This window comes from Legionella hackeliae, assembly GCF_000953655.1.
Lineage (GTDB): Bacteria > Pseudomonadota > Gammaproteobacteria > Legionellales > Legionellaceae > Tatlockia > Tatlockia hackeliae.
On record NZ_LN681225.1, the window covers coordinates 658,874 to 672,429 of the forward strand.

Below are 13,556 nucleotides of genomic sequence, written 5' to 3' on the forward strand. Positions count from 1 at the left end.
TCAGTCTGGTTATTGGTTATATAGACTTATTGGAGGCTATTTATTCGTTATCTAAAAACTAATCCCATCCTGCACTTTGCATCTGATATGAAAAAGCGCATAATAGCTGTTTTTTGACGATTGACCCCAAGCCACTATGAAACAAACTGTTGAAGAATTACTCGCTCAAGCTCTGGAAGCCCTTAAAAAAACTGCTGTGATCCCACAGGATTTGGATGTTGATCTAAAAGTGGAGCGAGCTAAAGATAACAGTCATGGTGACTTTGCAAGTAATCTGGCGATGATTTTAGCAAAGCCCTGTCGTCAATCCCCCCGCAAATTAGCTGAATTAATTGTTGATGCTATACCAGCCCATTCTTCTGTGGATCGCGTTGAAATAGCAGGCCCTGGGTTTATCAATTTCTTTATGCGCAATGATGCACTTTCACAGATAGTTGCTCAGATACTCAAACAGGGTGATCAATTTGGTCGCAGTAATTTGGGACAAGGTCAAAAAGTTATTTTAGAGTTTGTTTCTGCAAATCCTACAGGCCCTTTGCATGTAGGACATGGTCGTGGTGCTGCATTTGGAGCTACATTAGGGAATCTTCTTACCGCCGCAGGTTTTGAGGTTAATCGTGAATACTATGTCAATGATGCCGGGCGTCAGATGAATATCCTTGCCGCAAGCGTGTGGTTACGATATTTAGTTTTAGCGGGTCAAGAGATAGTCTTCCCAGCTAACGGCTATCGCGGTGATTATGTCATGGATATTGCTCAGGAAGTGCTTGATAAAAAGGGAAGTGATTTTGTGCATCCCTGGTCTACAGTTATTGAAGGTTTACCTGCTGATGAGCCAGACGGCGGGGACAAAGAAATTTATATCGATGCAATTATTTCTCGTGCTAAAGCCCTTCTTGGTGAACAAAATTTTAAATTATTTCATAAACATGCACTTGATTCAGTTCTAGGTGATATTAAGGATGATTTAGCTGAATTTGGCGTTGAATTTGATTGTTGGTTTTCTGAACAATCTTTGCTTGATGACGGCGATATAGAAAAAGGTATCCAAGCTCTGAAAGACGGTGGACATACCTACGAAAAAGAAGGCGCTTTATGGTTTTGCGCCACTGATTTTGGTGACGAGAAAGACAGAGTTCTTGTGCGTGCAAATGGGAATACCACCTATTTTGCCTCTGACGTTGCTTATCACTGGAATAAATATGATCGAGGATTTGATCGTGTGATAGATATTTTCGGTGCAGACCACCATGGGTACGTCACGCGGGTAAAATCAGCCGTTAAGGCCCTAGGCCATGATGAAAATGCTGTCGATGTCTTATTGGTGCAATTTGCTATTCTTTACCGCGGAGGGGAGCGGGTGCAAATGTCCACTCGCAGTGGTTCCTTTGTTACTTTGCGCGAATTGCGAGAAGAAGTTGGAAACGATGCCGCGCGTTTCTTCTATGTCATGCGGAAACCTGAACAACATATGGATTTTGATTTGGATTTAGCGAAATCGGAATCCAGTGATAACCCGGTTTATTATATACAGTATGCTCATGCTCGAATAAGCTCAGTGTTGAGACAATTACAAGAGCGTGGTTTAAGTTGGGATGAGGCGAAGGGGCTTGACAATATTACTCTTTTAAAAGAGCCACAAGAAGCTGTATTGATAACGTTAATTAGCCGCTATCCAGAAGTCATTGAATCGGCTGCCAGAGCTTGCGAACCTCACCAATTGGCTTATTATTTACGTGAATTAGCCAACGGATTGCATAGTTACTACAACGCAATACAATTACTATGTGAACAAGATGAATTAAGAAGTGCGCGTTTATGTTTATTGGTAGCAGTGCGACAAATCTTGAGAAATGGTTTGCGACTACTTGGTGTATCAACTCCTGAGAGCATGTGATGGCAAGGGATTACGGAAAACGAAGACAGGGTAGACAAAAAAGCAGTGCTCCTAAACAATTTTTATGGATCGTGGCCTCTTTTTTATTGGGTTATTTAACTGCGAATGTATTTGACTTTACCAGTTTAAATAACTGGGTTCATAAAAATATTTTGGCGCATGATGAGCCGCAACCTGAAACCAAGGTTGTTGCCAAGCAGGAAAATTTGCCAAAGCCAAAATTTGAGTTTTATACCTTGTTAGCTAAAGATCATAGCTCGCCAACTCCTTTGCAACGGCCTACGTTAGCCACACCTGCTAAACCTGCAACGCCTCCTCAGGGAGCGCCTATGCAAGCAGCTGCCCCTGTAGCGGTAGCACCAACTCCTGCTACAAATGCGCCTGTCGTGGTAAACCATGCTCCAGCGCCGGTCGCAGAGGCCAAGCCTGTGCCTGCAACCGCCTCAGCGAATAAGCCAAAAGAATCCTATTTAGTACAGATGGCTTCATTTAAAAGTAAGCAAGAAGCAGAACGTTTAAAAGCTTCTCTTACTTTAAAAGGCTTTGATGTTCATATCGTAGTTGCGCCGCCGCAACAAGGTGGATGGTTTAGAGTGATCCTTGGACCTTATGGCTCCAAAATGGAAGCTGAAAAAATTCAAGTTGCTGTTGCTCGTAGCGAGCGTATTAAAGGTATGGTACGAAAACTGAATGCTTAAGTAGTTATTTCGAATACTGGCAATGGCAACACTAATCTAATTTGAGAGTGTTACTATGTCTGATATTTATGAGTTTAATCTACCGACGGCGAGTTGTGAGAGTTGTATAGCAAGTATCTTAACTCAACTTGAAATATCCGGTACGGAGACGGGAATAATCGTCAAATCCCATCAATTCGATCGCGAAAAAAAAGTACTTAAACTCCAGATAGAAAACAATCGTAAAAAAAGAGAAACAAATGCAGAGATACTTAGGCATTACATTACGAAAACGGGTTTTCCCTGTAGAGAAATTACGCAAAAAACAACCTCAGCCCCAGCACCTCTTTATAAACGAGTACTCACGTCTAATTGGTTTTTAGCTGCTCTCGGAACTATCAGTGGGGCTACCTTATTACTTTTTTCGGTATTCTTTACTGGTGGTTTATCCTTAGTAGGAATGGCTGCTATTGGAGCAGGCAGTACCGCTTTAACATTAGCACTTGGTGCTCCTTTTTATTATCAGGCAGTTATTAATTTAGTAAAAGCAAGAACACTAACTATGGACACCTTGTTCACGGTGAGTACTCTGACTGTAATTATTACCTCTCTTGCTTCTTTTGTAGTGCCCTGGTTACCGATGATGTTTGAAGCAGGCTTACTGATTTTTGGCTTCCGCTATCTTGGACTTGCTATTGAAGAAACGATTACACAAAACATCGGTGTGGAAAAACTCTTTAAAGATCGCCTACCTTTTAAAGTGAAAGTTATTGATGAAGAAGAGCGTGAATTAAGCACGATTAAAGAAAACGAGATACTTCAGTTGTATGCAAAAGATACTGTTCCTGTTGATGGTGAGTGCCTTACTACAAGTCTTATTTACGATACGATAATCACGGGCTCCCCTTTGCCACGAGTGGTAAAACCAGGAGAAAAATTGCTGGCAGGAATGGTCTTGGCAGAAGACGCTTCGCCAATGAAATTAAAAGCCACTCCAATTATTGTGTCCCTGGAAAGTGGAGATCGTACTCCTGTTGATGGTGTAAGTGAGCAGGACTGCGAGATTTTTGATGAAGATTTACAAGAAAAGCAACAAATAAGTGCGGGTGATTTTGTGTTGGCAGGAACACGACTGGAGTCGGCAACTAAAATAAAAGTCACGTCAGTGGCTACCTATTCCTATTTACACAGGTTGGACAAAAATAATGAGCAAGCCCAGTTTGAAAAGGCGCCAATTCAAGAAACAACCGCTCGCTCCCTGCAGTATTTTATCCCAACTGTCATTTTGGTAGCGATAATTTCCGGGATAATCATAGGCCTATTTTTCCCTCCGGCACTCGCTTTGCAATGTGCTATTTCTGTTTTAGTTGCTGCTTGTCCCTGTACACTTGGCTTGATAACTCCTCTTGCGGTAAAGATTGGCATGAATAAAGCCGCAGACCACGGTGTGCAATTTAAAAGTGCAAAAATGCTTGAGGCGGCTGACAGTGTGACCGCTGTGGTTTTTGATGTTCATGGAACGTTGACGACTGGGATTCCGCAAGTCACTCACTTCGGTCATGACCCTCACCTATGTAGTAAGGAAACGATGTTTGGTTATTTTGCTGCTATGGAAAAAAACGCCGGACATCCCATTGCTAAGGCGATAATAGAGTATGTCAAAAATGTGACACCTGAAGGGTTTACTGTCAGTGAGATTGATAAAAACAACCATTCCGGAGTTAGAGCGAAAATTATTCGGCAGCTACCCAATAATTCAGGGACTACTGATGAAATTGAGGAAGAGTTGATTCTCGGTAATCAAACGATGATGGAAGAAAATAATATCGATGTTTCTTCTCTACAAAATTTAAATCTTAAAGGCGGCCAATCGCTGGTTTATCTTGCTCGCAATAAACAATTATTAGGCTATATGCTACTAACCGATCCGCTGCGCCCAAATGCTAAAGAAACCATTGCAGCATTAACTAAAATGGGTAAAAAAATATTTCTTTGTACTGGTGCAGATAAAATGACAGCAGAAAGTATTGCCGAATTGCTTGATATTCCTCTTGAAAATATTGCTTGGGGTTGTGTGGGATATTCTGAAAATAGCCAAGAGAAGTCTAAAACGGCATTCATCAAAAAACTTCAGGCCGAGGGCCACGTTGTAGCCATGATAGGAGATGCCGCCAACGATTCTTCTGCTGTGGCGAGTTGTTTTGGCATTGCTATTCGATCGAAGTCTGCCGATGAGATCACCCACCAAAAAGCGAGTGTTGTGATTCAAGGCGACTCTTTGCAACCCATAGTTAATGTGTTTACGATTGCAAAGCAAACTGTTGCTAATATCAAGCAAAATCTTGGATTTAGTTTAATTTACAATATGGCTTCGATGACATTGACTGGGGGGTTGTTAGTAGCCCTCGGGTTTACATTAAATCCCGCGGTGGGTGTTGTTTTAATGATCTTACAAACAAGCTTAATCTTACTTAATGCTTATCGTTTTAAAACCCAAAATCCAGGGCATGTTATGCCGAAAAAGGTGGAGGAAAATGACGGACCTAGAGAATCGTATGGATGCTTGGCCAATTTTTTTAATAGTAAAAAACCAGAAATTACATTGAAGTCTGAGTTGCAAGAAGAAGTAGCTCCCACGCTACTGTTTGGTAACAAACTACTTAATCCCTATTCTCCAGAACCTGATTTATTTCAACACCACACGGTTAACGCGTTACAGTGATACGGATATCACTGGCATTCTTGACTGCATGAGGTTTACTGACACTGACTGTGAGTTGAGGAATATTAAATTCTTGTTTAATAAAGTTTGCGACATTGTCAGCAACAGTTTCAATCAGATGAAATGCATTGCATGAAACATAGGCTGTAACCTGCTGGCAAAGTTTATCGTAATCAGTTGTATTGGCAATATCATCATGGCAAGCGTTAAAATTACCAGGGATGGATATGTCAATTAATAAACGTTGTAATATTTGTTGTTCCCAAGCATATACTCCAATGCGAGTAAGAACACTTAAGCCTTTTATTTGAAGAAGATCCATGACTGTTCCCGAAATAAATGGCAGTAGCATAACAATGCCATGTTTGAAGAGCAATGTTTCTATCTGAACTGCGTAGTAATTTTTCTTTTCGAAAGTTGCTTGATTAGTTTTTCATCAAAAGATATGCTCTATATTGGACCACTAGCTGGTTACATGACTGAAAGATATGCCAATAAAATGTTGTTAAGTAATTTGTTGCGAGGCTATGCTATAAGGATATGACTATGCCTTTATTCTCTGATATAGATATTTCTGATCACCGAAAAGCAATTGCAGAAAAAATTTCCCTAGTGATTGATCCTGTTTTAAATGAAATTCCAGTAGATCCCATATTGGTTAATTACCTTTATCCCGACAAACAGGTTGTACGTCTATTCTCGTATGAGAAAACGAGAGAACTTCAACAGATGACAGAAACTTCTCGTTCTATTTTAAAAGAATTAAAAGAGGACAATACGGGTATAAGTATTGCTCTGAAATATGCCAAGAATCTATCACCATCACAGGAGCGTTATAAAGACTTTTTACTAAAAATGAGTGCTTTGAACGGGAAAAGCATTGATGATATTTTAAATGAACTACAGCAGGTGGCACCGCTTTTAAGTAGTTCAGTCATTTATTCACCCTTATTGCTAAAACTTCATCGATTTATACATAGAGATATAGCAACTTATATCCAGGATTTTCAACGGCTTGCCAAAATAGAAGGTAATGTTGAACGGGCAATTGCGGAGTTGATCAGGTTTCGTGAAGAAATGTTTCTCCAACAGACTCAAATTACATCATTTAACCATGGGCAATTGACGAATCAATATGGCGTGCAGCTGACATCCAATCAAATTTTCTGTCCCTTTTCCAAAGAAAGAATCAAAGTTGCAGAATCTTTAAGAACGAGGGGACAAGCTAGTAATTTGCTCGCTATCTTTATTGCATTAAGTCAATTAGCCAAGTTAAAAGATGCTGATATTGAAAATTTTTTAAAATGTCAGGCTTCTGATTATCTCGAGCAGGCCAATGAAAAGCTATTACAATATTTGCGTTTTCCAATCTGGTTTAATTTTTCCCCACTGCAACAACGTTTTCTCGCTGAAGCGGGCGCACAAGCCGCTAAACAACAGTTAAATTATCGACATTTGTGGTCTGAGGAAAAACAATTAGAAGACAATGTTTTATCAGTGTTGATTGATTATTCAAAGCAAGATTGGAATTTTCCCGTATTTGGTTTATTTATCTCTGGTCATTGGAGACGTCACCACCATGAAGCTGTATCAGAGGCAATAAAATCAATTAGAAGGGGTGAAGACATTGTAGTAGTGTTAGAGCAATTAAAGAATGGGGTGCAAAAACATCCCAGTTACAATAGCCAGGGTTCTTTGACGAATCGGCTGGAATTTATTGAGCGCAAACTAACTTCAAACTCATTGCCAATAGCATCATTATCTGGTGGATTAAGTGTTGGAATTTAGACCTGTCTTTTATTAGCTACAATGGTAAAATTTAAAGTATGCTAATAATTGAAATAATTTATGAATACTAAAGCAATACAGGACTCGTTATTTATTCGCGCGCTTCAACGTAAGCCTGTGCCTCGCACTCCAGTGTGGATAATGCGTCAAGCAGGTCGCTATTTACCTGAATATCGTCGAGTCAGGGAGCAAGCCGGTAGTTTTTTAAATTTATGTAAAAATCCAGAGTTAGCTTGTGAGGTTACCCTACAGCCACTAGCTCGGTTTCCTTTGGATGCTGCAATATTATTTTCTGATATCTTGACTATCCCTGATGCCATGGGACTGCAATTGTATTTTACCGAAGGAGAAGGGCCTGCGTTTCATAAGCCGGTACGTACCTTTACGGCAATAAATGCATTAAATAGTTCTGATCTTCTTGAGCAGTTGAGTTATGTTTTTGACGCAGTACGCTTAATCCGAAAATCAATGCCACAGGATCTTCCCTTAATTGGTTTTTCTGGTAGTCCATGGACTCTTGCTTGCTATATGGTTGAAGGGGGTAGTAGTCGTGATTTTAAGCAAATTTTGCATTTGCTTTATTCAGAGCCTGCAACTCTACATCTGCTGTTGAGCAAACTTGCACAAGCTGTCATTGCTTATCTTGATGAGCAAGTCAACTCTGGGGTGAATGCGCTGATGTTGTTTGATACCTGGGGTGGCATACTAACTCCACAAAGTTATCAGGAATTTTCACTCGATTACATGCAAGTAATTATTAACGCATTAAAGCGAAAGTATCCCCATATTCCGATTATTCTTTTTACTAAAGGGGGTGGCCAGTGGCTACAACAAATGGCTGAAACTGGCTGTGATGCGCTTGGGCTGGATTGGACTACTGATCTTGGTTTTGCTCGCTCGCAGGTAGGAGACAGAGTAGCCTTGCAAGGCAATCTCAATCCTGCAGTATTACTTTCCAATCCTCAATGTATAACTGCTCAGGTGAAGCAAGTTCTGGATTCGTTTGGCAGGGGTGAAGGGCATGTATTTAACTTAGGTCATGGTATTACTCCTGATGTGCCGCCTGCGCATGTTTCTGCTATGCTTGAAGCAATACACGAATATAGTCCTGCTTATCACGGAGGATAAGTATGATAGTTGACAGCAATTTCAAGCCAGCATGGTGGTTAGCAAACTCTCATGCTCAAACTCTTTTCCCGACTTTGATTCGTCGGATTCAAGCGCCCGTTGATAAAAATGAGCGTCTTGAATTACCTGATGGCGATTTCATCGATTTGGCTTGGGCTGTCAACGGATTATCAAAGGACACACCCATTGTGGTGTTATTACATGGCCTAGGCGGTAGTGTAGAGTCTGGCTATGTTGCAGGTTTAATGTATGCACTTAATAACTACGGCTTTAGAGCTGTGCTTATGCATTTTCGCGGCGCAAGCAAAGAACCTAATCGCTTGCCAAGAGCTTATCATTCAGGAGATACTGGAGATTTTGATTTCTTCCTGCAAGTGTTAGCAAAACGCGAACCGCATACAAAAAAAGCTGCCATAGGAGTGTCATTGGGTGGTAATGTGTTACTGAAATGGTTAGGTGAAAAAGGATCACAAACTTTACTATCAGTAGCGGTTGCTGTGTCAGTGCCGTTTGAGCTTCGCCTGGTTGCAGATAAAATCAGTCAGGGTTTTTCCCGAATTTATCAAAGTTATTTATTACGCCGCTTAAAGACAGTCTTCACACAGAAACTCAATGTCCTTGATAATAATTTACCTAATCCACTTAAAAACATTGAAAAATGGCAGTGTTTCTGGACGTTTGATGAGTTTGTTACAGCACCTCTGCATGGTTTTGCGAATGTGCATACGTATTACCGTGAAGCGAGTTCGAGAAGTTATTTACGCCACATTACAACTCCAACGTTAATTATCCATGCATTGGATGATCCGTTTATGACACCAGAAATAATTCCCTCAGAACAAGAGTTATCAAAAGATATCATGCTTGAGCTTAGTGCTTCAGGAGGACATGTCGGTTTCATCATGGGTAATGTGCCTGGTGTGCCTGTGTACTGGTTAGAGCAGCGGATTCCTCACTTTTTAAAGTCAGCATTATTTTAACCGAGTGACTTGGAACCCGCTTTATCAGCGAGTTCCAATGATTCTTACATGGATTTAAATTGTTTGCTTAGTTGAATCGCCATCTCCAGAGACTGCTCATAATTTAAACGAGGATCGACTAAACTGCGATAGGCTCTTTTCAGATCGTCTTCGTTGAGACCACGAGCTCCGCCGATGCATTCCGTAACATTATCACCAGTTAGCTCAAAATGAACACCGCCTAAATAACTGTCCATCTCTTGGTGAATAGTAACCGCTTGCTGCAGCTCAGATAAGATGTTGTCAAAATGCCTTGTCTTAATCCCGTCAGGAGTAGTCTCCGTGTTACCATGCATGGGATCACACGACCAGGTTATTGGACAATTGGTTGTCTTTACTGCATCTATAAGAGGCGGCAATAATTTTTGTATGTCTTTAGCGCCTAAGCGGGTGATAAGCAGTAACCGTCCCTCTTCGCGATTTGGATTCAGAGTTTTAATGACTTCCGCCAGCCATTCTTTAGTAGCACTAGGCCCTACTTTAATACCAATAGGATTTTGTATACCCCGCATAAACTCTAAATGAGCACTGTCAACCTTGGCCGTACGCATTCCTATCCAAGGTAAATGTGTTGAAAGGTTATACCATAGGCCGTCATGCAATTGGCGGGTTAGCGCTTGCTCATAATGAAGATGCAAGGCTTCATGCGAGGTGTAAAAATCAACTTTACTCAATTCGCTATCACGCAAACCATCAATCGCTTCAATAAATGCTAAGGCATCGGATAAAGAATGCACAATAGCGTGATATTCATCGGCTTGAGGTGAGTGTTCAACAAATCGCAAATCCCAGCGTTGTGGATGATTTAAATCAGCAAATCCTCCGTCCAGTAATGCCCGAATAAAATTTAATGTCATGGCTGCACAACTATAGCCTTGTAACATTAATTTAGGATTGGGTATGCGTGAATCAGCATCAAACTGCTGAGAATTTACCAGATCACCTCGGTAACTTGGTAAAGTAATCCCGCCAATGGTTTCATAATCCGACGAGCGTGGCTTGGCATATTGTCCAGCAATTCGTCCTATTCTAACGATGGGTTTTCGCATTCCATGTAATAAAATAAGACTCATTTGTAATAAAATTTTAAGTTTATTAGTAATAATATCTGAACGACAATCATTAAAGGATTCTGCACAATCTCCACCCTGAAGAATAAATGCTTCTCGTCTGCCTGCTTTGGCTATAGCTTGTCTTAAATTTTTAATTTCCCCACTCGTAACTAAAGGAGGAAGTTGACTCAGTTGTTCAACAACTTTAGCCAATTGATTCTCATCAGGGTAACTGGCTGCTTGTTCGTAAGAATACTTCTGCCAAGATACTGGCGACCACTCGCGCATAAAAAAGAACCTCTTGATTAGTTATAATACCGAGTATGCGATGAATGAACAGTTCTAGCAAGTTCTACATTGTTTTTATTGGCTAAATTGGAAGGGTAAAAGGACTATGGAGCTCACTTAACTGACAGAATTTTTTTTAAAATCGATAAATAACGACTATTATTTACTAGCAATGTCATTATTCTGGGGCAAGTAAGTGTTTTGCACTTGAATTTTTACCAAAAGCCCCCATTATTGGCATCAAATTTATGTGGGAGTGTTATATGAGCAAAGATAATAAAAAAAATTGGCATAAAATCAAAGAGGAACACGAGTTAGGCGAAGAAAGAATGTCAGAGGATGACCTTTTTGGTGACGATGAAGAAATGCTGGAAGTCGATGAGCCTGCGCTTGAACACCCCAGTTATACCGCTCTTGAGGATCAATTAACTGCGGCAGAGCAAAAAGCCCATGAAAACTGGGAAAAAGCTGCTCGGGCTGTGGCTGAATTAGAGAATGTCAGACGTCGTGCGGAGCGTGATGTGACTAATGCGCACCGTTATGGGGTAGAGAAACTAATCACCTCATTTTTACCTGTTGCAGATAGCATCGAACAAGCACTACAACTTTCTGAAAAAGAGAAAAACAACAGTATGCATGAAGGATTGGAATTAACCATGAAACTGTTTCTTGATGTTTTGGAAAAAAATGGTGTTAAACAACTGAACCCTTTGGGTGAACCCTTTAATCCCCAAGAACATGAAGCGATGTCAATTCAAGAAGCGAAAGATGCGGCACCAAATACAGTCTTGGCGGTGTTTCAAAAGGGCTATAAATTGCATGACAGAGTAATTCGCCCTGCCAGAGTCGTTGTTACTAAGGGAAAGAGCGCTTAGTTTTTAAAAAGACGGCTTGAAATTTATAAATTTCACCCCATATGAAAAACATTGCAAATATAAAACTATCGGAGCAAGAATAAATGGCAAAAATTATCGGAATCGACTTAGGTACTACAAACTCCTGCGTAGCGATAATGGAAGGCAATCAACCACGCGTTATTGAAAATAGTGAAGGTCATCGTACCACCCCTTCTATTGTTGCATATACAGCTGATGGGGAAATCCTAGTGGGACAAGCTGCTAAACGTCAGGCAGTGACGAATCCTGATGACACTCTTTTTGCGATAAAACGTTTAATCGGTCGTCGCTTTGATGATCCTATCGTTCAAAAAGACATAAAAATGGTCCCCTACAAAATTGTCAAAGCAGACAATGGGGATGCATGGGTTCGTGTTAAAGATCAGGAGAAAGCACCTCCTCAAATTTCAGCGGAAGTTTTACGCAAGATGAAGAAAACTGCTGAAGACTATCTGGGTGAAGAGGTGAATGAGGCTGTGATTACTGTTCCTGCTTACTTCAATGATTCACAACGTCAAGCAACAAAAGATGCAGGTCGAATTGCAGGTCTTGAAGTTAAGCGTATTATTAACGAGCCAACAGCAGCAGCCCTTGCCTATGGTATGGACAAAAAACGTGGTGATTCTGTCATCGCTGTTTATGACCTTGGAGGCGGTACATTTGATATTTCAATTATTGAAATTGCTGAAGTTGATGGCGAACACCAATTTGAAGTACTAGCTACCAATGGAGATACCTTCTTGGGTGGTGAAGATTTTGACTTGGCGTTGATTGAGTATCTCGCGTCTGAATTTAAAAAAGATAGCGGCATTGACCTACATAGCGATCCTTTGGCTCTACAGCGTTTGAAAGATGCGGCGGAAAAGGCAAAAATTGAATTGTCTTCAGCACAGCAAACAGACGTTAATTTGCCCTATATCACAGCGGATGCATCAGGTCCTAAACATTTAAATATCAAGTTAACCCGTGCCAAATTAGAGTCACTGGTTGAGCACCTGGTTGAGCGTTCTATCGAACCTTGCAAAACTGCATTAAAAGATGCTGGTTTGAATGTGTCTCAGATTAACGAGGTGATTCTTGTTGGTGGACAAACGCGTATGCCAATGGTGCAAAAGAAAGTGCAAGAATTCTTTGCCAAAGAGCCACGTAAAGATGTGAACCCTGATGAAGCAGTTGCTGTAGGTGCTGCAATTCAAGCTGCCGTCTTATCAGGTGATGTAAAAGATATTTTGTTACTTGACGTAACACCATTATCTTTAGGTATTGAAACATTGGGTGGTGTAATGACTAAGCTCATCGAAAAAAATACCACCATTCCGACAAAAGCAAATCAGGTTTTCTCTACAGCAGATGATAACCAGACAGCAGTTACTGTCCATGTCTTACAAGGTGAACGTGAGCAGGCTTCTGCCAACAAATCATTAGGCCGTTTTGATTTGAGTGATATTCCACCAGCACCACGTGGTGTTCCACAAATTGAAGTTATCTTTGATATTGATGCGAACGGTATTTTAAATGTTTCTGCGAAAGACAAAGCGACTGGAAAGGCGCAATCCATTGTTATTAAGGCATCAAGCGGTTTAAGTGATGAAGAAGTTGAAGCCATGGTTAAGGATGCTAAAGCGCATGCGGATGAAGATAAGAAATTTAAGGAAATGGCTGACATCCGTAACCAGGCAGACGCTCTTATCCATAGCAGTGAAAAATCCATGAAAGATTTAGAAGGTGAATTATCTGCAGATGAGAAAAGCAGCATTGAAGCAGCAATTGCTGAATTAAAAGAAGCAATGAAAGGAAATGACAAGGCACAAATCGAAGAAAAATTAAAAGTCTTGACGAATGTTTCCGGCAAAATGGCTGAGCGAGTTTATGCGAAAAAATCTGCTGATACTCAAACACAACAACCTCATGAAACTAAGGCAACTGAAGAGCCTAAACGTGCTGATGAGGGTGTGGTTGATGCCGAATTTGAAGAAGTACAAGAAGACGATAAGAAGTAAGAAATTGAGCAAAGCTAACGTTGTATTCTGGCGTTAGCTTTTGAAGCTTACCAGAAGAAAACGAATAAGAAATGTGAGTGGTTATACAC

General features: G+C 40.7%; 10 protein-coding genes. 8 read left to right on the plus strand and 2 right to left on the minus strand.

The window, feature by feature from the left end; genetic code table 11:
• Positions 1–136 precede the first annotated feature (136 nt).
• From argS to LHA_RS03070, 3 genes are read left to right on the plus strand one after another with little or no spacing between them, the layout of a single operon-like run.
• A complete protein-coding gene (gene argS / locus LHA_RS03060; protein ID WP_045105230.1) occupies positions 137–1,897 on the plus strand; it encodes an arginine--tRNA ligase in 1,761 nt (586 codons plus the stop codon).
• The gene (locus tag LHA_RS16750; RefSeq protein ID WP_045105231.1) at positions 1,897–2,595 is read left to right on the plus strand and encodes an SPOR domain-containing protein; all 699 of its coding nucleotides are present in this window, start codon (positions 1,897–1,899) and stop codon (positions 2,593–2,595) included. The genes argS and LHA_RS16750 overlap by 1 nt, the downstream gene beginning before the upstream one ends.
• A 55-nt stretch (positions 2,596–2,650) precedes the next feature.
• Positions 2,651–5,296: a heavy metal translocating P-type ATPase gene (locus LHA_RS03070; RefSeq protein ID WP_045105232.1), complete on the plus strand. Its 2,646-nt coding sequence runs from the start codon at positions 2,651–2,653 to the stop codon at positions 5,294–5,296.
• Here the strand turns inward: LHA_RS03070 and folB are convergent.
• On the minus strand, positions 5,280–5,618 hold the full coding sequence (gene folB / locus LHA_RS03075; protein WP_045105233.1) for a dihydroneopterin aldolase: 339 nt from the start codon (positions 5,616–5,618) through the stop codon (positions 5,280–5,282). The two genes, LHA_RS03070 and folB, sit on opposite strands and share 17 nt — an antisense overlap.
• Before the next feature lie 224 nt (positions 5,619–5,842).
• Between folB and LHA_RS03080 the strand changes: the two genes are divergently transcribed.
• The 3 genes from LHA_RS03080 to LHA_RS03090 are packed head-to-tail and all read left to right on the plus strand — an operon-like array spanning position 5,843 to position 9,192.
• Positions 5,843–7,084, plus strand: coding sequence for a DUF5617 domain-containing protein (locus LHA_RS03080; protein WP_045105234.1), 1,242 nt, complete (start codon positions 5,843–5,845; stop codon positions 7,082–7,084).
• A gap of 60 nt (positions 7,085–7,144) precedes the next feature.
• A complete protein-coding gene (hemE, locus tag LHA_RS03085) occupies positions 7,145–8,212 on the plus strand; it encodes a uroporphyrinogen decarboxylase (protein ID WP_045105235.1) in 1,068 nt (355 codons plus the stop codon).
• Between the two features lie 2 nt (positions 8,213–8,214).
• Positions 8,215–9,192: a hydrolase gene (locus LHA_RS03090; protein ID WP_045105236.1), complete on the plus strand. Its 978-nt coding sequence runs from the start codon at positions 8,215–8,217 to the stop codon at positions 9,190–9,192.
• A gap of 44 nt (positions 9,193–9,236) precedes the next feature.
• Here the strand turns inward: LHA_RS03090 and LHA_RS03095 are convergent, their stop codons facing one another.
• Positions 9,237–10,571 carry a 3-deoxy-7-phosphoheptulonate synthase class II gene (locus LHA_RS03095; RefSeq protein WP_045105237.1) on the minus strand — a complete coding sequence of 445 codons (1,335 nt, stop codon included), beginning with the start codon at positions 10,569–10,571 and terminating at the stop codon, positions 9,237–9,239.
• A 263-nt stretch (positions 10,572–10,834) separates the two neighbouring features.
• On the opposite strand from LHA_RS03095, the gene grpE reads away from it, so the two are divergent.
• Positions 10,835–11,446: a nucleotide exchange factor GrpE gene (gene grpE / locus LHA_RS03100; protein WP_045105238.1), complete on the plus strand. Its 612-nt coding sequence runs from the start codon at positions 10,835–10,837 to the stop codon at positions 11,444–11,446.
• Positions 11,447–11,529: 83 nt separating this feature from the next.
• Positions 11,530–13,467 carry a molecular chaperone DnaK gene (dnaK, locus tag LHA_RS03105; RefSeq protein WP_045105239.1) on the plus strand — a complete coding sequence of 646 codons (1,938 nt, stop codon included), beginning with the start codon at positions 11,530–11,532 and terminating at the stop codon, positions 13,465–13,467.
• Positions 13,468–13,556 lie beyond the last annotated feature (89 nt).